The organism is Luteimonas dalianensis (assembly GCF_049339425.1).
GTDB lineage: Bacteria > Pseudomonadota > Gammaproteobacteria > Xanthomonadales > Xanthomonadaceae > Luteimonas > Luteimonas dalianensis.
Window position 1 is genome coordinate 220,240 of sequence record NZ_JBMPPO010000005.1, and the last position, 21,428, is coordinate 241,667.

The following is a 21,428-nucleotide window of genomic DNA, read 5'->3' on the forward strand; positions in this document are numbered from 1 at the left end:
CCGTCAGATGGCCAGCGTCTTGAGTTTCTTGCGGCGCGCATAGATCAGCGTCACCAACCCGCGGGTCACCACCAGCGCTGTGAACATCGAGGCGATGATGCCGACCACCAGGGTGATCGCGAACCCGCGCAGCGGGCCGGTGCCGAAGGCATACAGCGCCACGCCCGCCAGGATGCCGGTGATGTTGGCGTCCAGGATCGACGACGAGGCCTTGTCGTAGCCCGCCGCGATCGCCGACTTGGGCGGCATGCCGTTGCGCAACTCCTCGCGTATGCGTTCGTTGATCAGCACGTTGGCGTCCACCGACAGGCCGATCGACAGCGCCAGGCCGGCGAAGCCCGGCAGGGTCATGGTGGCGCCGAAGATCGACATCACCGCCACCACCAGCACCAGGTTCAGCAGCAGCGCCACGCTGGTGACCAGGCCGAACATGCGGTAATAGATCATGAAGAAGACCAGGGTGAACAGGAACGCGAAGCCCACCGCGGTGATGCCGCGCGACACGTTCTCGGCGCCCAGGCTGGGGCCGACGATGCGCTCCTCGATGAAGTCCATCGGCGCGGCCAGAGAGCCCGAGCGCAGCATCCGCGCCAGGTCGTCGGCCTCCTGCTTCTCCAGGCCGGTGGTCTGGAACTCGCGGCTGAACACGCCCTGGATGTTGGCGACGCTGATGATCTCCTCGCTGTCGCGGAAGGAGCGCACCTCCTCGCCGTTGACCATCCGCACCACCGGCACGCGTTCGATGTAGACCACCGCCATCGGCTTGCCCACGTTCATGCTGGTGAAGTCGAACATGCGCTTGCCGGCCGACGCGTTGAGGGTCACGCTCACCGCCGGCAGGCCGTTCTGGTCGTAGGAAGACTGCGCGGTCACCATCTCCTCGCCGGTGGCGATGACCCGGCGGCTGAGGATGTACGGAACCGGATTGCCGTCGATACCCACCTCGCGGCTGTAGTAGATGCGCCCGTCGGGCGGCACCACGCCGGTGCGCGCGGCCTCGAAGGCGTCCCCGTCCAGCACCGCGTGGTAGGCGAGCGTGGCGGTGGCGCCGATCATGCGCTTGGCCTCGGCGGTGTCCTGCACGCCCGGCAGCTGCACGACCACGCGGTCGTCGCCCTGGCGCTGGATCACCGGCTCGGCAACGCCGACTTCGTCCACGCGGTTGCGCAGGGTGGTGATGTTCTGGTCGATCGCATCCATCGCGATCTGGTTGATCTCCGACTCCGGCACGCGGGTGGTGATGCGGTTCCCGCTGACCGAGCGGTTGAGCGTGGGCTGGTCGGCGGCCATCAGCTGCATTGCCCTGCTGACGTCGGCCTCGTCCGAGAGCACGGTCTGGATGGTGCCGTCGGCACGGCGCTCGACCGAGCTGTAGCGAACGCGGTTGTCGCGCAGGGTGGCGCGGATGCCCTCGGCGTAGGAGTCAAGCCGCCGCTCCAGCGCCGCCTGCTGGTCGACCTGCATCACGAAGTGCACGCCGCCCTGCAGATCCAGGCCCAGCACCATCGACTTGGCGCCGAACCTGCTCAGCCAGTCCGGCACGGTCGAAGCCAGGTTCAGCGCCACCGTGTAGTCCTGGCCCAGGCTGTCGCGCAGCAGGTCGGACGCCAGGGTCTGGGTGTCCAGGTCGGGCAGGCGCACGATCATGTTGCCGTTTTCGGCATCCACGTCGATCGCCTTGACCGCGATCCCGGCCTCGTCCAGCTGCGCCTGGACGCGCTCGCCCAGCGCCTGCGTGATCTGGCTGCCGCGCGAGGCGGTCACCTGCACCGAGGGATCCTGCGGATACAGGTTGGGCAGCGCGTACAGGGTGCCCAGCAGGGCGACCAGTACGATCACGACGTATTTCCAGCGTGGGAATTCCAGCATTGCCGAGCCCTGCGCGCCGGCCATGGGCCGGCGCCTGTCTGATGGTGGAGTAAGCGCCTGCGGTCAGGCGGACTTGAGGGTGCCCTTGGGCAGCACGTTGCCGATCGCGCCCTTCTGCACGCGGATCTCGACCCGGTCGGAGATCTCGACGGTCACGAAGCTGTCGCCGATCGAGCGCACCACGCCGGCAATGCCGCCGCCGGTGATCACCTCGTCGCCCACCGAGAGCTTCTCCAGCATCGCCCGATGCTCCTTGTTGCGCTTCATCTGCGGACGGATCAGCAGGAAGTACATGATCGCAATCAGCAGGATCGGGAACATCAGCGCCGACAGCATGCTGCCTCCGGCGGGGGCGCCAGCGGCGGCGTGGGCGGGGGCGATCAGCAGGTCGATGGGGTTCATCGGGGAGTCCGTGGATGGAAAACAGCCGGGAATTATGCCACGCCGGCCCCGGGTGGCGCTCGCGGGCCGGCCGGGGCCCGGGCTACGGGGTGCGTTGCAGGTAGAAGGACTGGCGGAAGGCGGCGAAGGTTCCCGCGGCGATCGCCTCGCGCATGTTCGCCATCAGCCGCTGGTAGTACCAGAGGTTGTGCAGGGTGCCCAGGATCGGGCCCAGCATCTCATTGCAGCGCACCAGGTGGCGCAGGTAGGCGCGGGTATGGCCGCCGGCGCAGGCCGGGCAGCCGCAGCCCTCCTCGATCGGCCGCAGGTCGCGCTCGTACTGCGCGTTGCGGATGCGCACGGTGCCGGTGGAGGTGAAGTAATGGCCGTTGCGGGCGTTGCGGGTGGGCATCACGCAGTCGAACATGTCCACCCCGCGCGCCACCGCCTCCACCAGATCCTCCGGCCGCCCCACCCCCATCAGGTAACGCGGGCGGTCACCGGGCAGCTGCGGGCAGGTGTGGTCGAGCATGGCGTTGCGCTCGTCCTCGGTCTCGCCCACCGCCAGGCCGCCGATGGCGTAGCCGTCGAAGCCGATGTCCTTCAGCCCGTCCGCCGACCGCGTGCGCAGGTCATGGTGCACCCCGCCCTGGACGATGCCGAACAGCGCCGCGTCGTTGCCTTCATGGGCCCGCTTCGAGCGCCCGGCCCAGCGCAGCGACAGCTCCATCGAGCGCTCGATCACCCGCGGATCCACCGGCTTGCCGTCCACGTGCACCGGCGGGCACTCGTCGAAGATCATCACCACGTCCGAATCGAGCACCTTCTGGATGCGCATGCTCTCCTCGGGTCCCAGGAACACGGTGCTGCCGTCGGTGGGCGCCTGGAAGGTCACGCCCTGCTCGGTGATCCTGCGCTTGTGCGCCAGCGAGAACACCTGGAAGCCGCCCGAATCGGTCAGGATCGGCCCGTCCCAGCGGGTGAAGCCGTGCAGCCCGCCGTGGTCGCCGATCACCTCCAGCCCGGGCCGCAGGTACAGGTGGAAGGTATTGCCCAGGATCATCTGCGCGCCCAGCGCGCGGATCTGGCCGGGCAGCACGCCCTTGACCGTGCCGTAGGTGCCCACCGGCATGAAGGCCGGCGTTTCCACCGTCCCGCGCGGGAACGTCATGCGCCCGCGGCGCGCGGCCCCGTCGGTGGCCAGCAGTTCGAACTCCATTCTGGACATCGGCGCGCCCCCTCAGTCCGCAGCCGTGCCGACGGGAAACGCCAGCGGCGCGTCCAGCAGCCGCAGGAAGATGTCCGAGCCGACCTGGCCGGCGTGCCCGTCGCACAGGTCGACCTCGACCATCTGGCCGCCGGCCAGGCGCACGCTGCCCACGTGGTGCGGGCCGCGGAAGCCGACCGCCACCAGCTCCCCGCGGATCGCACCGGCCGGATCACAGGCCAGGGATTCGGGGCGCAGCAGCACGTCGCCGCCTCCGGCCAGGCCCAGCGCGGCCGCCGGCACCAGGCTGCCGCGGCCGATGAAGTCGGCCACGAAGCGATCCGCCGGCCGCCGGTACAGGGCCTGGGCGCTGTCCCACTGCAGGATCCGGCCGCGCTCCATCACCCCGATCCGATCCGCCATGGCGAACGCCTCCGCCTGGTCGTGGGTCACCATCAAAACGGTGGTTCCGGCGGCCTTGAGCAGGTCGCGCAGCTCCCCGGCCAGGCGCTGGCGGGTGTCGATGTCGAGGTTGGAGAACGGCTCGTCGAGCAGCAGCAGCGCCGGCCCGGGCGCCAGCGCGCGCGCCAGCGCCACCCGCTGCTGCTGGCCACCGGACAGCTCGTGCGGGAACGCGGCGGCCGAGCGCTCCAGTCCCACCAGCTGCAGCATCGCCCGCACCCGTTCGGCGCGCTGCGCGCGCGGCATCCGCTCCAGGCCGAAGCCGACGTTGGCGGCCACGTCCAGGTGCGGGAACAGCGCGTAGTCCTGGAACATCATGCCCACACGCCGCTTCTCCGGCGGCTGGCCCGACTGCCCGTCGGCGATCACCTCGCCCTGCAGCTCCATGCGCCCGGCCAGCAGCGGCTCGAACCCGGCGATCGCGCGCAGCACGGTGGTCTTGCCGCAACCCGACGCGCCCAGCAGGCAGCCGATTTCACCCGGCTCCAGCGCCAGAGAAAGGCCGTCGACCACCACGTTCATGCCGCCGCCGGGCAGCGGGTAGCCCACGTCGATCCCGTCCAGCCGCAGCAGCGCCTGCATGTTCAAGCCATCCGCTCCTGTCCGTAGCGCAGGCCGGTGCGCGCCAGCAGCACCACCGGCAGCAGCCCCACCAGCACGATCATCAGCGCCGCCACGGCGCCCTCCTCATACGTCCCGCGCGACGCCTCGGCATACAGCCAGGTCGCCAGGGTCTCGAAATTCAGCGGCCGCAGCAGCAGCGTGGCCGGCAGCTCCTTCATGGTATCCACGAACACCAGCAGCGCGGCGGCGGCCATCGCCGGCCTGAGCAGCGGCAGGTGCACCCGCCGCAGCACCGCCGCCGGCGAATGCCCCAGGCCCGCGGCGGCCTGATCCAGCGAGCGCGGGATGCGGGTGAGGCCGGCCTCGATGCCGCCGGCGGAAACGGCCAGGAAGCGCAGCATGTAGGCGATCACCAGCGCGGTGGCCGAGCCCATCAGCACCATCTGCGGCGCGCCGCCGAACGCGGCGATCACCACGTTGGCGCCGTCGTCGAACCACGCCAGCGGCACCAGCAGGCCGATTGCCAGCACCGTGCCCGGCACCGCGTAGCCCAGGCTGGCCACGCGCAGGTTCAGCGCCGCCAGCCGCGCCTGCCGCCGGCCCTGCGCCAGCCGCAGCGCCCAGGCCACCGTCAGCCCCGCGGCCACCGTGGCCGCGGTGGCCGCCAGCGCCACCAGCAGGGTGTTGCGCGCGCTTTCAAGCAGCTGCCGCGACACCCCGCCATTGCCCAGCCGCTCCGCGGTTTCCCAGGCCAGGTAGGCCGCGGGAACCGCGAAGCCGATGATCACCGGCGCCACGGCCAGGCCCAGCGCCAGCCAGGCCCGGGCGCCGCGCAGCCGCAGCGGCCGCATCGGCCGCGGCCGCTGGGTCGCCGAATAGCGCTGGCGGCGCCTGCCGTACCGCTCGATGACGATCAGCACCACCACGATCGCCAGCATCGCCAGCGCGATCTGCGAAGCCCCCGGCAGGTCGCTGCGGGTGACCCAGGTGGTGTAGACCGCCACGGTCAGCGTCTGCACGCCGAGGAACTCGGAGGCGCCGATGTCGTTGAGCGTTTCCAGCAGCGCCAGCACCGCGCCGATGGCGATCGCCGGGCGCGCCATCGGCAGCGCCACGCGCAGGAACACGCGCGTGGGCGACGCCCCCAGCGAGCGCGCCGCCTCCAGCAAACTGGCCGCCTGGGTCATGAACATCGCCCGGGTGGTCAGGTACACGTACGGGTACAGCACGAAGCCCAGCAGCAGGATGCAGCCGGCGAGCGAGCGGATGTCCGGCAGGCGGAAATCGCGCGGGCTGTCGATGCCCAGCAGCGCGCGCAGGGTGCCCTGCACCGGGCCCAGCGGATGCAGCAGATCCAGGTAGGCGAAGGCGACGATGTAGGTGGGCACCGCCAGCGGCAGCAGCAGCGCCCAGGAGGCGAAGCGGCGGCCGGGGAATTCGTAGGCGGTGACCAGCCAGGCCGCGCCGGTGCCGATCGCCACCACCAGCGCGCCCACCCCGGCCAGCAGCAGCACCGTGTTGAGCGCCGAGCGCGGCAGCACGTGCACCGCGATATGCGACCACAGCCCGTCGCTGCCCTGCAGCGCGCTCCAGCCCAGGGCCAGCAGCGGCAGCAGCATCGCCACCGCGATCGCGGTGGCCGCCAGCCGCCAGAAGTCCGGGCGCAGGCGCACTGCCGGCGCCCGGCCTGCAATCGCCGGCGTCATCCCGCCACCGCGCCGGCCCGGCCTTCCGCCATCAGTTGTCGAAGCCGACCTTGTCGACCAGCTCGCTCGCCTGCTTGCGATGGCGCGCGACCTCTGTCAGCGGCAGCGCGTCGATCTTCATTTCCCCGAAGCTCGCCACCACCGGATCCAGCTCCACGCCGGCCTTCACCGGGTACTCGTAGTTGGCACGGGCGTACATGCTCTGCGCCTCGTCGGACACCAGGTATTCGAGCAGCTGCACCGCGTTGTCCCGGTTGGGCGAGTTGGCGGCCACCGCGGCGCCGGAGATGTTGACGTGGGTGCCGCCGTCCCCGGCGCTGGCGAACACCGGCCGCACCACCTGGATGGCATCGCCCCACTGGCGCTGCTCGGAGCCTTCCTCGGCGTTCTTCATCCGCCCCACGTAGTAGGCGTTGGCGATGCCGATGTCGCAGATGCCGGCGAGGATGTCGCGGGCCACGTCGCGGTCGCCGCCGGCGGCCTTGCGGGCCTGGTTGTCCTTGACCCCGCGCAGCCACTGCTCGGTGGCCTCGGCGCCGGAGTGGGCGATCATGGCCGCGAACAGGCTGGTGTTGTACGGGTGCTGGCCCGAGCGGATGCACACCCGACCCTTCCACTGCGGATCGGCCAGATCCTCGTAGGCGAAGCCTTCCAGATCCAGATCCTTGTCGGCGTACAGCACCCGGTCGCGCAGGGACAGGGTGAACCACTGGCCGTCCTCGCCGCGCAGGTGGGAGGGAATCGCCTCTTCCAGCACGTCCGAATCGACCGCCTGGGTATGGCCGGCGTTGACCACGTCCAGCAGGTTGCCGGTGTCCACCGTCATCAGCACGTCGGCCGGCGAACGCTCGCCCTCGGCGCCCAGGCGCTCCATCAGGCCGTCCTTGAGGAACACGGTGTTGACCTGCACGCCGCTGTTTTCGGTGAACGCGTCCAGCAGCGGCTGGATCAGGCCCGGCTCGCGGGTGGTGTACAGGTTGACCTCACCGGCACCGGCGGGAGCGGCGTCACTGCCCTGCGCGGCGGTGGCCGGGGCTTCCTGCTGGCTGCAGGCGGCCAGCAGCAGGGTGGCGCAGGCCGCCGAAAGCAGGCTGGCGAAACGCGGGGCGCGGCGGTTGCGGATTGTCGTGTTCATCATGCAGTTTCCTCGTGTGCGGGAGTCGACTCTGGCTGGAACCCGGCACCGGGATGGCTTGAGCAAGATGGGAATTATAATCATTCACGAAGGAAACAGCAGCATTGCATCGCCGTAGGAGAAGAACCGGTAGCGCCGGTCGATGGCGTGGGCGTAGGCCTGCAGCACCCGATCCCTGCCCGCGAACGCCGACACCAGCATCAGCAGGGTCGACTCGGGCAGGTGGAAATTGGTCAGCAGCGCGTCGACGCTGCGGATGCGGTAGCCGGGGAAAATGAAGATGCTGGTTTCGCCCGAGAACGGGTGCAGTTCGCCTTCACCGGCTTCATTCAGGCGTGTCGCGCTTTCCAGCGCCCGCACCACCGTCGTGCCCACCGCGATCACCCGCCCGCCGGCCTCGCGGGTGCGGCGGATCTGCGCCACCAGGCCCGCGCCCACGTTCAGCCACTCGCTGTGCATGCGGTGCTCGCTCAGCCGCTCGGCGCGCATGGGCAGGAAGGTCCCCGCGCCCACGTGCAGGGTCACGTGGCCGGTTTCAACGCCGCGTCCGCGCAGGGCCTCCAGCAGCGGCTGGTCGAAATGCAGCCCCGCCGTCGGCGCGGCCACCGCCCCGGGCTCGCGGGCGAACACGGTCTGGTAGCGCTCGGCGTCGTCCCGGTCAGGGACGCGCTGGATATAGGGCGGCAGCGGCAGCCGGCCGGCCTCCAGCAGCCACGATTCCAGCGCATCGGGCACGTCGAAGCGCAGCTGGTAGAAGCCGCCGTCGCGTTCGAGCACCTCGGCGCTGCCACCCGCATCCAGTTCGATCACCGTCCCCGGCCGGGGCGCCTTGCTGGCCCGGATCTGCGCCCGGGCCTGGTTCCCAGGCAACAGCCGCTCGATCAGGATCTCCACCCGCCCCCCGCTCTGCTTGTGGCCGAACAGCCGCGCCGGGATCACCCGGGTGTCGTTGAACACCAGCAGGTCGCCCGGCTGCAGCAGTTCCGGCAGCTCGCGCACCTGGCGGTCATCGAACGGCGCCTCGCCCGGCGGCACCAGCAGCAGGCGGCTGGCCGAACGTTCGGCCAGCGGCTCCTGGGCGATCAGCTCGGGCGGCAGGTCGTAGTGGAAATCGGATTTCTTCAAGCGTCACCGCGAGAACTTGGTGGACAGGATGATGGAGGACGTGGTGCGCTCCACGCCATCGATGGCGCCGATGCGGTCGGTCAGCACGTCCATGTCCTCCACCGTGGAAGTGGCGCCAAGCGCGACCAGGTCGGAGGCACCGCTGACCGAATGCAGGGTGCGCACCTCGGGAATGTCGCGCAGCGCCGCCACCACCGCCTGCATCTGCCGCGGCATCACCGCGATCAGGATGTGGGCGCGGATCTGCGCGCGCTCGTGCGCGTCGGCCACCCGCACCGTGTAGCCCTTGATCACGCCCAGGCGCTCCAGGCGCTCGATCCGGCTGTGCACCGTGGTGCGCGAGAGCTTCAGCCGCCGGGCGATCCCGGCGGTGGACAGGCGGGCGTTCTCGCGCAGCAGCGACAGCAGCTGCTCATCGGCGGGGGTGAGCTTCATGTGCGGCACCTGGATTTCGTCGAAGCGATGAAATTATGCACCAGAGCGATCAATTCATACCTTTCAAACGACGATTTATTTTCCCACAATAGAAGGCATGCGTGTCCAGCGCGCCGCGCGACCGCTCCCTTTCCAGACCCCGTGAGGACCCCTGCATGTCCGTGATCAACAAGCTTTCCCCCCTTCGCGCCCACGCCGGCACCCGCCGCACCCCGGGCCTGGACGACGCCACCATCGAGCGCTTTGCCGCCGGCCATCCGGATCTGGTCGAGGCCATCGAAGCCGCGGCCGAGGCCTACGAGGCCCTGCGCAACGAGCACGCCGATCTGCTGGATCTGGACGAGGACGCCCAGCTGCAGAAGATCCAGGCCGGCTTCGTCAACTTCTACCCGCAGGACGGCGTGAACCCCTACGTCGCCCTGACCGCCCGCGGCGCCTGGATCGTGACCCTCAAGGGCGCGGTGCTCTACGACACCGGCGGCTACGGCATGCTCGGCTTCGGCCACGCGCCCAAGGCCGTCATCGAAGCGATGGCCAGGCCGCAGGCGATGGCCAACATCATGACCCCGAGCCTGTCGCAGATGCAGCTGGACAAGGCCCTGCGCGCGGAAATCGGCCACACCCGCGGCGGCTGCCCGTTCCAGGCCTTCATGTGCCTGAACTCCGGCTCCGAGTCGGTCTCGCTGGCCGCCCGCATCGCCGACACCAACGCCAAGACCATGACCGACGAAGGCGGCCGCCACGCCGGGCGCGCGGTCAAGCGCCTGGTGGTCAAGGGCGGCTTCCACGGCCGCACCGAAGCCCCGGGGCTGTACTCCAACTCCACCCGCAAGACCTATGAAAACGCGCTGGCCAGCTACCGCAACGAGGACAGCGTGCTGGTGGTCGCCCCCTACGACCTCGACGCCCTGAAGCAGGCCTTCGCCGACGCCGACGCCAACGGCTGGTTCATCGAGGCGATGTTCCTGGAGCCGGTGATGGGCGAAGGCGACCCCGGCCGCAGCGTGCCGCCGGCGTTCTACGCCGCCGCGCGCGAGCTGACCAGGGCGCATGGCGCGCTGCTGCTGGTCGACTCCATCCAGGCCGGCCTGCGCGCCACCGGCACGCTGTCGATCGTCGACTACCCCGGCTTCGAGGACCAGGAGGCGCCGGACATGGAAACCTACTCCAAGGCGCTCAACGCCGGCCAGTACCCGCTGTCGGTGCTGGCGATGAACGAGCGCGCGGCGGGCATCTACAAGCGCGGCACCTACGGCAACACCATGACCGCCAACCCGCGCGCGGCCGACGTCGGGGCCGCGGTGCTGGGCATGGTGACGCCGCAGGTGCGCGCCAACATCCAGCTGCGCGGCCGCCAGGCGGTGGAAAAGCTGGAAGCGCTGAAGGACGAGCTCGGCGGGCTGGTCACCAAGGTCCAGGGCACCGGCCTGCTGTTCTCGTGCGAGCTTGCGCCCGAGTTCAAGGGCTACGGCGCGGGTTCGAGCGAGGAATGGCTGCGCGAGAACGGCCTGGGCGTGATCCACGGCGGCGAGAACTCGCTGCGCTTCACCCCGCGCTTCGAGATGGGCGAGGACGAGCTCGACCTGGTGGTCGACATGGTGCGCCGGGCGCTGAAGGAAGGCCCGCGCAAGCCGTAAGCGTGTGTTGTACGCGGCGCGCTTCTACGGGAGCGCGCCGCGGATCATGTCACGGGCTTCAGCGGCGTCGCCGAAGCCCCGCAGCTCGACCGGATTCGCCGCACCGGTGTCCGGCAGATCCTTGTAGACGCGGAAGAAGGCCTCGATCCGGGCAAGCTCCATCGGCGGCAGGTCGCCGATGTCGCGAACCTGTGCATAGTGCGGGTCGACGTCGTCCGCCGGCACGCCGATGATCTTGTCATCGGCCTCGCCGCCGTCGCGCATGCGCAGCACCCCGACCGGGCGGAACCGGATCAGCACGCCCGGATGCAGCGGCGCACGCGTGATCACCAGCGCATCGAGCGGGTCGCCGTCGCCGGCCAGGGTGCCGGGCATGGAGCCGTAGTTGGCCGGGTACGTCACCGGCATCGACAGGAACCGATCCACGTAGACGTGGCCGTCGTCGTCGAGCTCGTACTTGGTGAAGCCGCCGGCGGGGATTTCCACCGCCAGCAGGGCTTCGTCCGGGGCGCTCGCCGGCTGCGGAACTTCCAGCAGCGCCGGGCGTCCGGCGGCAGCGGCGAAGCCGGTGACGGTGAGCAGGAGCAAGAGCAGCGCCCATGGGCCCCCGCCTGCGCGGGAGCGATGGCGCCTGCCGGCCGTTGCGCCGTTCATTCCCAGCAGCGGTCGGTGCGGCCCTTGAGGGTGGCATCGCGCGGGCAGTCACGCTGGCCGATGCGGCCCTCGGGGTGTTCGACGATGCGGCGCCCGGAGGCGCGGTCGCCCACCAGCGAGAACGCGTCGTAGAGGCGGCCGGTGACGGTGCGCGCCTCGTAGCGCAGTTCGCCGTCCTCGATGCGCACCACCTGGAACAGCTGGGTGTCCTCGGCGATCGGGGCCATCGTCGCCCGCGCCTCGGGCGAGTGCCGGTACTGCTTGGCCCCGACCACGCTCACCAGGTACTGCGGCGTGCCCTGCCCGTCGACCAGGCCGCCGCGGCGGCCGTAGACGTGGTCGTGGCCCTGCAGCACCAGATCCACGCGGTGGCGCTCGAGCACCGGCAGCACGTGCTCGCGCAGCAGCGCGTTGTCGCGATCCTGGCGTGGCGAGAACATGGGCTGGTGGATGGCCACGATCGACCATTCGCGCGGGCTGGCGGCCAGCACGCCGTCCAGCCATTCGGCCTGCGCCACCGCGGTGCCCAGGTCCAGCGCCGAGGTGCCGTCGAGCACCACGAAGCGCGCGTCGTGCATGTCGAACCAGTAGGTCGTGGCTTCCGCGCCCGGCGCGCCGTTGCCGGGCAGCGCGTACACCTGCGGCCAGTGGAGGCCAAGCACGCGCCGCTCCTGCGGCGTGTCCTCGAACTCCTCGAAGTACTCGTGGTTGCCGGCCACCGGCGCGACCAGCATGGTGCCGGCCACCGGCGCGACGGCGTCGAACCACTCGCCCCACTCGCTGTCGTCCTCGCCGTCGCCGCCGCTGACCTGGTCACCGGTGAACAGCGCCAGGCGCGCCCGCGGCGCGTGCCGCTGCGCCTCCAGCAGCACCCGGGTGGAGTGGCTGGCGTTCTTGTTCTGGGTGTCGCCGAAGTACAGGAACTCCAGCGGCGCGCCGGGGGCGGCGGCGGTACGCAGCTGCCGCCACGGGCTCCACCAGCCGTTGGCGCCCTGGACCCGGAACACGTACAGGGTGTCCGGCTCCAGACCCTCGATCTCGACCTGGTGGTAGCCGGCCGCGCCGGTTTCCGAGTCCAGCCGGCTGCTGCGCGCGGCCAGCTGCAGGGGCTCGCCCATGTCCGGCGAATCATCGGCCACGGCAAGCTCCAGCAACGGGCTCTCGATGCCCAGCGACGTGCGCCAGGCCACCTGGAATCCGCGCGCCGGGTCCGCCGCCGGCGAGGCCACGATCCTGTCCGGACGCGCCGCCGGCGCATGGTGCAGGTCACCCGCCGGCACGAGCACGTTGGGCTCGACCTCGCGCGCGGCCCCCGTATCGGCCAGGACGATGCCGGAAACAGCCAGCAGCGCCGCCACCAGCAGCCCCGTTCGTGCAACGCGGCTGACATACGAAACGGCGTCGGGTGCGCGGCCGGAAGCGGACGAAGGCCGATCAAAACCACAAACTGACATGAAGAATCCGGCAATCGAGAACGGGATCCCGATTTTTGCCGCCGGATATTTCAGCCCCGTTACAGATGGCGGACGGCCCCACAGGCAGCGCTGAAATACGTTTGCAGTAATTCGGTCACGTGTCTGCAACCCGTTGTCATAAACATATGCGCCGCTGCCCTGCCGGATTGGCGGGGTATCCATTCGAATCCGGATCCGTTACCTGATGACCATCCAACGCACCCTGATCGCCGCCGCGGTCGCCTCCGCGCTCGCCCTCACCGTCGCCCCACGCGCCCACGCCGACTCCCAGCTGGGAATCGTGGCTGGCGAGACCGCTTCCGCCGGCACCATCGTCGGCCGGGTACGCGAATCGAACTTCGGCGCCTCGCTCGACGGCGCGGTGATCTCCCTCAACGGCGAGCAGGTCACCACCAGCAGCCGCAACGGCGAGTTCCGCATCAGCGGCGTCGCCCCGGGCACCTACCAGCTGACCGTCGACTACCTGGGCTACCACAGCGTGGACACCGAGATCGTGGTGCCGGCCGACTCCGGTGCGCAGGTGGAGATCAGCCTGTACAGCAACGCCGGCGCCGCCGACGCCACCACCCTGGGCACGGTTGAAGTGCGCGCCACCCGCGACGCCAACGCGCTGGCCCTCAACCAGCAGCGCGCCTCGACCAACTACATCAACGTGGTCTCGGCCGACCTGCTGGGCCAGTTCCCCGACCACAACATCGCCGAGTCCACCCAGCGCATCCCGGGCGTGTCGATCGAGCGCGACCAGGGCGAAGGCCGCTACGTGACCGTGCGCGGCGCGCCCAAGGAGTTCACCACCGTCTCCATCGACGGCGTGCAGCTCGCCAACCCCGACGCGGAAAGCCGTGGCGTGGAGCTGGACACCATCCCGGCGGACGTGATCGCCGCGCTGGAAGTGACCAAGGCGCTGACCCCGGACATGGACGCCGACGCCATCGCCGGCAACATCAACATCCGCACCCAGAGCGCGCTGGATCGCGACGGTCTGACCCTGCGCGCCTCGGCCGCGATGGGCGAGTTCGAGCTGGGCAGCGGTGACAACACGCGCTACAACGCCACCATCGGCAACGCCTTCGGCGCCGACCGCAACATCGGCCTGCTGATCTCCGCCTCGCGCAGCGAGCAGGAGCGCTTCACCGACAACGTGGAAGCGGTGTTCGAGGACTTCGACGGCGAGATCATGCCGGAAGTCGTGGAAATCAAGGACTACGAGGGCACCCGCACCCGTACCGGCCTGACCGGGCGCTTCGACTTCCGGATCAACCCGGACAACCTGCTCTACTTCATCGCCTCGGACTCGAACTTCGAGGATCGCGAGTTCCGCGACACCCTGGCGATCGAACTGGAGCGTCACGAGGCCGGCTCCAACGACGTCACCGGCGTGGCCGGCCGCGCCACCTTCGACAAGGAGCTGCGCGAGCGCACCTACGACAAGTCGATCCGCACCTACAACCTGGGCGGCGAGCACTGGCTGGGCGCCGACTGGAAGCTGGACTGGCAGGCCGCGCAGAGCAAGGCCGACAAGACCACCAGCCCGCGCATGCAGTACATCTTCCGCTCGGAAGTCCGCCCGCGCATGGCCTACGACTACTCCAACCCGGACTTCCCGGTGTGGAACATCCTGGACGTGGCCGATGCGCCGGCCAGCGGGGTCAACCTGCCGGAGGACTGGTACAACTTCCGCCGCCTCAACGACCGCTACGAATACAGCGAGGAGAAGGAGAACAGCTTCCGCGTCGACCTGACCCGGGCGCAGAATTTCCTCGGCGAGCATGGCGACATCAAGTTCGGCCTGCGTGCGCGCCAGCGTGACAAGCTGTTCAACGAAGAGCGCCACCGCAACGGCGAGGAAGACGATTTCAACGCGCTGGGCATCGGCTATTCGGACATGCTGTTCGACAGCTGGTCGAACAACTTCGACTACTTCCTGACCGGCCGCCGCTTCCGCCGCGACACCTTCGAGAACTACGCCGGCCCGCTCACCTCAAGCCCCAACCACGAGCGCCTGATCGCCGATTCGATCACCGCCGACTACAGCGCCTCGGAAGACGTCTACGCCGGCTACGTGCGCCTGGACGCGACCTGGGACAAGCTGACCATGGTGGCCGGCGCGCGCTACGAGCGCACCGAGCTGGAGGGCAGCGCGGCCGAGTTCAACGAGGAGACCGAGGAGGCGGTGCCGCAGTTCGCCAGCCGCAGCTACGGCCACTTCCTGCCCAGCGTGCATTTCCGCTACGAGCTCGACCAGGACACGATCCTGCGCGCCTCGTACTCGACCGGCCTGAACCGCCCGGACTTCATGCACACCGCGCCCTACCGGATCCGCGGCGAGCGTGACTGGGACGACATCGAGATCGGCAACCCGAACGTGAAGGCAGCCTACGCCCACAACCTGGACGTGTCCTTCGAGCGCTACCTGCGCCCGCTGGGCCTGGTGTCGGCCGCGGCGTTCTACAAGCGCATCAACGATCCGCTGTTCGTCGCCAGCAGCACCGTGCTGTGGGAAGACGTGGTGATGGACGACGGCGAGATCCGCGACATCCGCCAGGACGTCACCCGTCCGGAGAACGGCGACAAGGGCAGCATCTACGGCCTGGAGCTGGCGTGGCAGCAGACCTTCGACATGCTCCCGGGCGCGTGGAACGGGCTGGGCGTGTACGCCAACTACACCTGGGCCAAGTCCAAGGCCGAGCTGCCGTTCGGCCTGGGCGAGACCGAACTGCCCGGCACCTCGCGCCACAACTACAACCTGGCGCTGACGTATGAAAAGGCCGGCTTCAACGCGCGCCTTGCCTACAACCACCGTTCGGAGTTCATCCAGGAGTTCAACATCACCAATCCGGAGCTGAACATCCTCTGGGACGGCCGTTCCAGCCTGGACTTCACCGCCAGCTACCGGTTCGGCAACGGCATCAGCCTGTTCGGCGAGGTCAACAACATCAACGACACCCGCCAGGTCCGCTACCAGGGCCAGCGCAACCGGGTGCTGGAAATGGAAGGCTTCGGCCGCTCGTGGCTGGTGGGCGTGCGCTACGACTACTGATCTCCCCTCCCATGGGAATCCCTTGCGGGGCCGGTTGATCCGGCCCCGTTTTTTTTGCTTCGGGGCGGTATCCTCCCGGGGATCCGATCCCAACCGCCCGCGCCCATGAAAGTCGTCGAAGTCCGCCACCCCCTCGTGCAGCACAAGCTCGGCCTCATGCGCCGGGCCGACAACTCCACCAAGACCTTCCGCGAACTGTCGGCCGAAGTGGCCACGCTGCTCACCTACGAGGCGACGGCGGATCTGGAAACGGAGGATGCGCAGGTCGAGGGCTGGGCCGGGCCGGTACGGGTGCGGCGGATCAAGGGGCGCAAGGTGACGCTGGTGCCGATCCTGCGCGCGGGCATCGGGATGCTGCCGGGGGTGCTGGAACTGATCCCGGCGGCCAAGGTCAGCGTGGTCGGCCTTGCCCGCGACGAGGACACGCTGGCGGCGCACACCTACTACGAGAAGCTGGTGGACAACATGGACGACCGGATCGCGCTGATCCTCGATCCCATGCTGGCCACCGGCGGGACGCTGATCGCGACGATCGACATGCTCAAGGCCGCGGGCGCGCGGCGGATCAGGGGCCTGTTCCTGGTGGCGGCGCCGGAGGGACTGCGGGCGGTGGAGGCCGCGCATCCGGACATCGAGGTCTACACGGCGTCGGTCGACGAGCGCCTGGACGAGCGCGGCTACATCCTGCCCGGGCTGGGTGACGCGGGCGACAAGATCTTCGGCACGCCCGGCGGCTGAGAACCGCAATCCCCGGTAGGAGCGCGCCATGCGCGCTCCTACATTGCGAGGGGTCTTGCTTCCAGCTTGGCGGTTTCGTGGCTCGGGGCGAAGCGGCCGCGATCGTCGCGGGTGAGCTGGACGAGGGCGATTTCGGGATCGTGGGTGAGGAACAGGTGGACGTTGCGCTCCAGCTTGTCCTCCAGGAAGGCGCGCTTTTCGTCGATCAGCAGTTCACCGCTGCGGTCGTAGCCCATGGTGATGGGCACGTGCACCCAGGGACGGCCGGGGACGAGGTCGGCGCAGAAGGCGACGCCGCCCCGGGGCCTGCCGTCGGGGCCCGGGGCACCATGGATCTCGGCCAGCATCATGCCCGGGGTGTGGCCGTCGCTGTAGGTGAAGCTGACCGCGTCGCCGAGGACGTCGGAGCGGCCGCCGTCGACGAACTGCAGCCGGCCGCTGGCTTCCAGCAGCGCGGTCAGCTCGGGGATGAAGCTGGCGCGGTCACGCGGGTGCGGATTTTTGGCGCGCTCCCAGTGCGGACGGCTGGTGAGGAAGACGGCGTTGGGAAACAGCAGCTCGGGCGGCTCGCCCTCGCGGTATTCGCGCAGCAGGCCGCCGACGTGGTCGAAGTGCATGTGCGAGAGCACCACCACGTCGATGTCCTCGTGCGAGAAGCCTGCCTCGCGCAGCGAGTCGAGCAGCACGTGGCGATCCTCGACCACACCGTAGCGCTCGCGCATCTTCGGGTCGAAGAAGGCGCCCACGCCGGTTTCAAACAGCACCGTCTTGCCGTTGAGCGGCTGCGCCAGCAGCGCGCGGCAGGCCAGCGGGATGCGGTTGAGCTCGTCGGGCTGCATCCAGCGCGTCCACAGCGCACGTGGGGCGTTGCCGAACATGGCGCCGCCGTCGAGTTTCTGGGTGTTGCCTTCGATTGACCAGAGTTTCATGGCATGGCTCCTTGGCGTCGGGGCGCGGCCCCGACCTGCGGGATTCACGGGGTCTGCGTTTGCTCGACCCGGGCGGAGCCGACCTCGTTGCGCGGGTCGGTGCCGCCTTCCAGGGTGTTGTCGCGCAGGTTCCAGGCCACGGTCTGCAGGTTGCCCCAGCTGTGGCTGGAGGTGCGGCCCTGGGCGCGGCGCATCTCGTCCTCTTCGTCGGGCGAGTCCACCTCGTGGCCCATCGCGCGCAGCTCGGTGACCACCTGCGGGGTGAACGCGCCGCCTTCGGCGGAGATCCTGTCCGGCGTCCACTGGTGGTGGAAGCGCGGCAGCGCGGCCACTTCCTGCGCGTCCAGGCCCGCGTCGTAGCCCAGGATGCCCAGCAGCACCATGGTGATGATGCGGGTGCCGCCCGGCGTGCCGAGCACGGCGATGCGATCGTCGGAGACCATGAAGGTCGGGGTCATCGAGCTGAGCATGCGCTTGCCCGGCTCGGGCGCGTTGGCATCGTAGCCGGTCACGCCGAAGGCGTTGGCCTCGCCCGGCACCAGCGCGAAGTCGTCCATCTCGTTGTTGAGCAGCACGCCGGTGCCCGGCGGCACCAGGCCCGAGCCGAACAGCAGGTTGACGGTCTGGGTCGCGGCGACGCGGTTGCCCTGGGCATCGATGATCGAGAAGTGGGTGGTCTCCTCGTCCTCCAGCGGGGTCGGCAGGCCCGACAGCAGTTCGCTGGGGGTGGCGCGGCCGGGATGGATGGTGGCGCGCAGGCCGGCGGCGTAGTCGCGGCTGGTCAGGGTGCGGATCGGGATGTCGACGAAGTCCGGGTCGCCCAGGTAGAAGGTGCGGTCGCGGAACGCGCGGCGCATGGACTCCACGGTCAGGTGCGCGCGCAGGGCCGGATCGAGCTCCTCCAGATCCCAGCCGGCCAGGATCTGCAGCATCTGCGCCAGCGCGACGCCGCCCGACGACGGCGGCGGCGCGGTCACGATCTCCCACTCGTGGTAGCCAAGGCGCAGCGGCTCGCGCTCGACCACCTTGTAGGCCGCCAGGTCCTCGGCCGTCCACTCGCCGCCTTCGGCGCGCACGCCTTCCAGCAGCAGCTCGGCGGTGCGGCCGCGGTAGAAGCCGTCGAAGCCCTCGGCGCCCAGCCGCTCCAGGGTGCGGGCCAGGTCGGGCTGGCGGAAGGTGTCGCCCTCGCGCATCGCCCGGCCTTCGATCAGGAAGGTGTCGCGGGTGCCGGGGTAGCGCTCCATCACCTCGGCGCGGCGCTCGTAGCCGCGAACCATGCGGCCGTACACCGGGAAGCCCTCGTCGGCCAGGCGAATCGCTGGCGCCAGTGATCGCGCCAGCGGCAGCTCGCCGTACTCGGCGGCCATGTGCACGAACGCGGCCGGCAGGCCGGGGATGCCGGCCGCCCAGGCGCCGTTGGTGGCGCGGTCGCGGTCGAACTCCCCGTCTTCGGTCAGGTAGTGCTCCGACCTGACCGCCGCGGGCGAGGTCTCGCGCGCGTCGACAAACACGTCGCGCCCGGTGTCGGCCTCGTGCAGCAGGAAGAAGCCGCCGCCGCCGATGCCCGAGCTGATCGGCTCCACCACCGACAGCGCGGCGGACACCGCGATGGCCGCGTCGAAGGCGTTGCCGCCATCGCCCAGGATCTCCAGCCCGGCCTCGGTGGCCAGCGAGTGCGCGGAGGCGATGGCAACGCCCGGCGGCGTGTCCGGCGCCTGCTGCTGGCCGTCGGCCTGCGCGGGCGTGGCGGCCGTGGTGCTGTCACAGGCGGAAGTGGCCACCAGGGCCAGGGCGAGGAACAGGGCGTACCAGGGCTTCATGCTCACTCCAGTGCTGCGGTTTGATGGCGCGTCAGGCCGCGACGTCGGGCGGCGCCGCGCCCTGCTCCTGCAGCCGGCGCAGCTTGGCCAGCAGCTGCGGCTCGCTTTCGGGATTGTCGGGATCCGGGTCGATGCATTCGACCGGGCACACCATGACGCACTGTGGCTCGTCGAAGTGGCCGACGCATTCGGTGCACAGCGCCGGATCGATCAGGTAGATGGTTTCGCCCTGCGAGATCGCCGAGTTGGGGCAGACCGGTTCGCAGACGTCGCAGTTGACACAAAGCTCGTTGATTTTCAGCGACATATGGGCTCGATGCGGCTCAGGCGCCACCCGTGCCGGCCGCGGGCGCTGCCGCGCCCGGGCGTTGCGCGGCCCGGGCGCGAAGCCCGGGCCGTGCTCGGGGCATTGGGCCCCAGCTTACTTCTGGATGAAGATGTATTCGACGCCTGCCGGGGCAACGGCCTGTTGCACCCGCTCGTTGTCGGCCTCGTCGCCGATGAACAGCACGCGCACGCCGTCCATGGTGTCTTCCTGGACGTCCTCGAACGCGCGCACCACCAGGTCCGCGACGCGGTCGGAGTCCGCGCCGGCATAGGCCAGCAGGTTGCCGCGCACGATGCCGCGCGCCACGTCCATCTCGGCGCGCTCGGCCAGGCGCAGGTACTCGGCATCGGCCTCGTTGACCTGGCTCACCAGCTCCGGGCCGGTGGTGCCTTCGGCGGCTTCCGCGCCTTCGGCGGCGTCAGCTTCCCCAGCCGCCACTTCGGCCGCGTCGTCCCGCCTCGGCGGCACCAGGTACACGTAGGGCTGGTTGAAGATGCCTTCCATGTGGCGGCCGACCACGTCGTTGAGGTAGGCGCGCCATTCGTTGCGGTCTTCGGTCTGCGGCGCGGTCAGCGGAGCGGTCTCGACCACCTGCACTTCTTCTTCCTGCTGGCATGCGGCCAGCGGAAGGACAAGGCAGGCGCTCAGCAGCAGGCGGGTCATGGTCTTCATTTGCTTTGTCCCCTCGGGATGCGGATATCGGGTTGTCAGGATGGTGTGTGGTTGCGCTGCCATTCGGCCTGCAGCGCCTCGGCCACCGCCGCCGGTACGAAGGCGGACACGTCGCCGCCAAGGCGCGAGATCTCGCGAACCAGCGACGAGGATATGAAACCGTATTGTTCGGCCGGCGTCAGGAACAGGGTTTCCACTTCCGGGATGAGGTGCCTGTTCATGCTGGCCATCTGGAACTCGTATTCGAAGTCCGACACCGCGCGCAGGCCGCGCAGCAGCACCCCGCCGCCAACCTCGCGCACGAAGTCCGCAAGCAGGCAGTCGAAGCCCCTCACCTCGATGTTGCCGTGGCCTTCCAAGGCGACCCGCGCCAGTTCCAGGCGCAGATCCAGCTCCAGCGTCGGGCCCTTGCCGGGGCTTTCGGCGATGCCAACGATGATCCGCTCGAACAGCGGCGCGGCACGATGGATCAGGTCGATGTGACCGTTGGTGATCGGGTCGAAGGTGCCGGGATAGACCGCGATGCGGTTGCGCGCCACGCTCATGTCGGAGAAGCCTTCCACGTTTCGACCGGATGGGATGGCGCCAAGTGTAGCAGCGTCACCGTCACCCGCGCCCGGCACCGCCGCGCACGCGCCGGTACAGGGCGTGACGCGCGTCGCGGGTGCGCATCTCGCGGTGCGGCTGCCAGGCGGCGTCCGGTTCCTGCACGGCCCCGGCCGGCGATTCCAGGTACAGCCAGGCATCGTCGGCCAGCCAGGGGCCCAGCGCGTCCAGCGCCGGCTGCCAGAGTCCCGCGTCGAACGGCGGATCCATGAACACGATGTCGAAGCGCCCGTGCAGCGGCGCGCCGAGGAAGTCCACCGCGTCGGCGCGCACCACGTGCGCAGCGGGCCCGGCGTCCAGCCGGCGCAGGCTGTCTTCCAGCGCGCGCGCAAGCGCGGGATCGCGCTCCACCAGCAGCGCCTCGGCGGCGCCGCGCGAAAGCGCTTCCAGCCCCAGCGCCCCGCTGCCGGCGAACAGGTCGAGCACCCGGGCGCCGGGCAGCGCCGGCTGCAGCCAGTTGAACAGGGTCTCGCGGGCGCGGTCGGAGGTCGGCCGCAGGCCGGGCGAATCGGCCACCGGCAGGCGGGTGCCGCGCCAGCGCCCGCCGATGATGCGAACCTTGCCTGCAGGCGACTTCATAGCCTCGCGACCCGGGCGGGGAGCAATGATGCGGGTGGTAACATCCCGCCATTCTCCCCCATCCAG

19 protein-coding genes are annotated in these 21,428 nt (G+C 69.8%); 3 read left to right on the top strand and 16 right to left on the bottom strand.

Annotated features, from left to right (window positions below; genetic code table 11):
* Nucleotides 1-3 precede the first annotated feature (3 nt).
* The 8 genes from secD to ACOZ90_RS09355 form a co-directional block, all read right to left on the bottom strand.
* Nucleotides 4-1,869 (bottom strand): protein translocase subunit SecD, encoded by a 1,866-nt coding sequence (secD, locus tag ACOZ90_RS09320; RefSeq protein ID WP_422893382.1) that lies wholly within the window; start codon nucleotides 1,867-1,869, stop codon nucleotides 4-6.
* Between the two features lie 63 nt (nucleotides 1,870-1,932).
* Nucleotides 1,933-2,271 carry a preprotein translocase subunit YajC gene (gene yajC / locus ACOZ90_RS09325; RefSeq protein ID WP_422893383.1) on the bottom strand — a complete coding sequence of 113 codons (339 nt, stop codon included), beginning with the start codon at nucleotides 2,269-2,271 and terminating at the stop codon, nucleotides 1,933-1,935.
* Nucleotides 2,272-2,353: 82 nt separating this feature from the next.
* Nucleotides 2,354-3,478 (bottom strand): tRNA guanosine(34) transglycosylase Tgt, encoded by a 1,125-nt coding sequence (gene tgt / locus ACOZ90_RS09330; RefSeq protein ID WP_422893384.1) that lies wholly within the window; start codon nucleotides 3,476-3,478, stop codon nucleotides 2,354-2,356.
* A gap of 12 nt (nucleotides 3,479-3,490) precedes the next feature.
* Entirely contained in the window at nucleotides 3,491-4,501 is a 1,011-nt protein-coding gene (locus ACOZ90_RS09335; protein WP_422893440.1) for an ABC transporter ATP-binding protein, read from the bottom strand.
* A 2-nt stretch (nucleotides 4,502-4,503) separates the two neighbouring features.
* A complete protein-coding gene (locus ACOZ90_RS09340; protein WP_422893385.1) occupies nucleotides 4,504-6,189 on the bottom strand; it encodes an ABC transporter permease in 1,686 nt (561 codons plus the stop codon).
* A gap of 31 nt (nucleotides 6,190-6,220) precedes the next feature.
* The gene (locus ACOZ90_RS09345; protein WP_422893386.1) at nucleotides 6,221-7,324 is read right to left on the bottom strand and encodes a Fe(3+) ABC transporter substrate-binding protein; all 1,104 of its coding nucleotides are present in this window, start codon (nucleotides 7,322-7,324) and stop codon (nucleotides 6,221-6,223) included.
* 84 nt (nucleotides 7,325-7,408) lie between these two features.
* Entirely contained in the window at nucleotides 7,409-8,449 is a 1,041-nt protein-coding gene (queA, locus tag ACOZ90_RS09350; protein ID WP_422893387.1) for a tRNA preQ1(34) S-adenosylmethionine ribosyltransferase-isomerase QueA, read from the bottom strand.
* 3 nt (nucleotides 8,450-8,452) lie between these two features.
* The gene (locus tag ACOZ90_RS09355; RefSeq protein ID WP_422893388.1) at nucleotides 8,453-8,884 is read right to left on the bottom strand and encodes an Lrp/AsnC family transcriptional regulator; all 432 of its coding nucleotides are present in this window, start codon (nucleotides 8,882-8,884) and stop codon (nucleotides 8,453-8,455) included.
* A 155-nt stretch (nucleotides 8,885-9,039) separates the two neighbouring features.
* Here ACOZ90_RS09355 and ACOZ90_RS09360 point away from each other — a divergent pair, with 155 nt between their 5' ends.
* Nucleotides 9,040-10,521 carry an aminotransferase class III-fold pyridoxal phosphate-dependent enzyme gene (locus ACOZ90_RS09360; RefSeq protein ID WP_422893389.1) on the top strand — a complete coding sequence of 494 codons (1,482 nt, stop codon included), beginning with the start codon at nucleotides 9,040-9,042 and terminating at the stop codon, nucleotides 10,519-10,521.
* A gap of 24 nt (nucleotides 10,522-10,545) precedes the next feature.
* Here ACOZ90_RS09360 and ACOZ90_RS09365 read toward each other — a convergent pair whose 3' ends face one another.
* Both ACOZ90_RS09365 and ACOZ90_RS09370 read right to left on the bottom strand, forming a co-directional pair.
* Nucleotides 10,546-11,175, bottom strand: coding sequence for an inorganic diphosphatase (locus tag ACOZ90_RS09365; protein WP_422893390.1), 630 nt, complete (start codon nucleotides 11,173-11,175; stop codon nucleotides 10,546-10,548).
* Nucleotides 11,172-12,539 carry a purple acid phosphatase family protein gene (locus ACOZ90_RS09370; protein ID WP_422893441.1) on the bottom strand — a complete coding sequence of 456 codons (1,368 nt, stop codon included), beginning with the start codon at nucleotides 12,537-12,539 and terminating at the stop codon, nucleotides 11,172-11,174. Before ACOZ90_RS09370 ends, ACOZ90_RS09365 begins: the two co-directional genes overlap by 4 nt.
* A 295-nt stretch (nucleotides 12,540-12,834) precedes the next feature.
* On the opposite strand from ACOZ90_RS09370, the gene ACOZ90_RS09375 reads away from it, so the two are divergent.
* Nucleotides 12,835-15,690: a TonB-dependent receptor gene (locus ACOZ90_RS09375; RefSeq protein ID WP_422893391.1), complete on the top strand. Its 2,856-nt coding sequence runs from the start codon at nucleotides 12,835-12,837 to the stop codon at nucleotides 15,688-15,690.
* Nucleotides 15,691-15,795: 105 nt separating this feature from the next.
* Complete coding sequence (gene upp, locus ACOZ90_RS09380; protein WP_422893392.1) at nucleotides 15,796-16,428, top strand: uracil phosphoribosyltransferase; 633 nt, start codon at nucleotides 15,796-15,798, stop codon at nucleotides 16,426-16,428.
* A gap of 38 nt (nucleotides 16,429-16,466) precedes the next feature.
* Here the strand turns inward: upp and ACOZ90_RS09385 are convergent, their stop codons facing one another.
* From ACOZ90_RS09385 to rsmD, 6 genes are all read right to left on the bottom strand, one after another.
* On the bottom strand, nucleotides 16,467-17,357 hold the full coding sequence (locus ACOZ90_RS09385) for an MBL fold metallo-hydrolase (RefSeq protein WP_422893393.1): 891 nt from the start codon (nucleotides 17,355-17,357) through the stop codon (nucleotides 16,467-16,469).
* Nucleotides 17,358-17,401: 44 nt separating this feature from the next.
* Entirely contained in the window at nucleotides 17,402-19,177 is a 1,776-nt protein-coding gene (gene ggt, locus ACOZ90_RS09390) for a gamma-glutamyltransferase (protein WP_422893394.1), read from the bottom strand.
* Nucleotides 19,178-19,208: 31 nt separating this feature from the next.
* A complete protein-coding gene (locus ACOZ90_RS09395; protein WP_422893395.1) occupies nucleotides 19,209-19,484 on the bottom strand; it encodes a YfhL family 4Fe-4S dicluster ferredoxin in 276 nt (91 codons plus the stop codon).
* A 114-nt stretch (nucleotides 19,485-19,598) separates the two neighbouring features.
* Nucleotides 19,599-20,177 carry a hypothetical protein gene (locus ACOZ90_RS09400; protein WP_422893396.1) on the bottom strand — a complete coding sequence of 193 codons (579 nt, stop codon included), beginning with the start codon at nucleotides 20,175-20,177 and terminating at the stop codon, nucleotides 19,599-19,601.
* A gap of 35 nt (nucleotides 20,178-20,212) precedes the next feature.
* Nucleotides 20,213-20,722, bottom strand: a complete 510-nt coding sequence (gene coaD, locus ACOZ90_RS09405; RefSeq protein WP_422893442.1) for a pantetheine-phosphate adenylyltransferase — start codon at nucleotides 20,720-20,722, stop codon at nucleotides 20,213-20,215.
* A 61-nt stretch (nucleotides 20,723-20,783) separates the two neighbouring features.
* A complete protein-coding gene (rsmD, locus tag ACOZ90_RS09410) occupies nucleotides 20,784-21,362 on the bottom strand; it encodes a 16S rRNA (guanine(966)-N(2))-methyltransferase RsmD (RefSeq protein ID WP_422893397.1) in 579 nt (192 codons plus the stop codon).
* Between the last annotated feature and the right edge of the window lie 66 nt (nucleotides 21,363-21,428).

Excerpts from the sequence above, each read along its gene's own strand:
- secD (WP_422893382.1), bottom strand. The coding sequence starts at position 1,869 with ATGCTGGAATTCCCACGCTGGAAATACGTCGTGATCGTACTGGTCGCC.
- yajC (WP_422893383.1), bottom strand. The coding sequence starts at position 2,271 with ATGAACCCCATCGACCTGCTGATCGCCCCCGCCCACGCCGCCGCTGGC.
- tgt (WP_422893384.1), bottom strand. The coding sequence starts at position 3,478 with ATGTCCAGAATGGAGTTCGAACTGCTGGCCACCGACGGGGCCGCGCGC.
- ACOZ90_RS09335 (WP_422893440.1), bottom strand. The coding sequence starts at position 4,501 with ATGCAGGCGCTGCTGCGGCTGGACGGGATCGACGTGGGCTACCCGCTG.
- ACOZ90_RS09340 (WP_422893385.1), bottom strand. The coding sequence starts at position 6,189 with ATGACGCCGGCGATTGCAGGCCGGGCGCCGGCAGTGCGCCTGCGCCCG.
- ACOZ90_RS09345 (WP_422893386.1), bottom strand. The coding sequence starts at position 7,324 with ATGAACACGACAATCCGCAACCGCCGCGCCCCGCGTTTCGCCAGCCTG.
- ACOZ90_RS09355 (WP_422893388.1), bottom strand. The coding sequence starts at position 8,884 with ATGAAGCTCACCCCCGCCGATGAGCAGCTGCTGTCGCTGCTGCGCGAG.
- ACOZ90_RS09360 (WP_422893389.1), top strand. The coding sequence starts at position 9,040 with ATGTCCGTGATCAACAAGCTTTCCCCCCTTCGCGCCCACGCCGGCACC.
- ACOZ90_RS09365 (WP_422893390.1), bottom strand. The coding sequence starts at position 11,175 with ATGAACGGCGCAACGGCCGGCAGGCGCCATCGCTCCCGCGCAGGCGGG.
- ACOZ90_RS09375 (WP_422893391.1), top strand. The coding sequence starts at position 12,835 with ATGACCATCCAACGCACCCTGATCGCCGCCGCGGTCGCCTCCGCGCTC.
- upp (WP_422893392.1), top strand. The coding sequence starts at position 15,796 with ATGAAAGTCGTCGAAGTCCGCCACCCCCTCGTGCAGCACAAGCTCGGC.
- ACOZ90_RS09385 (WP_422893393.1), bottom strand. The coding sequence starts at position 17,357 with ATGAAACTCTGGTCAATCGAAGGCAACACCCAGAAACTCGACGGCGGC.
- ggt (WP_422893394.1), bottom strand. The coding sequence starts at position 19,177 with ATGAAGCCCTGGTACGCCCTGTTCCTCGCCCTGGCCCTGGTGGCCACT.
- ACOZ90_RS09395 (WP_422893395.1), bottom strand. The coding sequence starts at position 19,484 with ATGTCGCTGAAAATCAACGAGCTTTGTGTCAACTGCGACGTCTGCGAA.
- ACOZ90_RS09400 (WP_422893396.1), bottom strand. The coding sequence starts at position 20,177 with ATGAAGACCATGACCCGCCTGCTGCTGAGCGCCTGCCTTGTCCTTCCG.
- coaD (WP_422893442.1), bottom strand. The coding sequence starts at position 20,722 with ATGAGCGTGGCGCGCAACCGCATCGCGGTCTATCCCGGCACCTTCGAC.
- rsmD (WP_422893397.1), bottom strand. The coding sequence starts at position 21,362 with ATGAAGTCGCCTGCAGGCAAGGTTCGCATCATCGGCGGGCGCTGGCGC.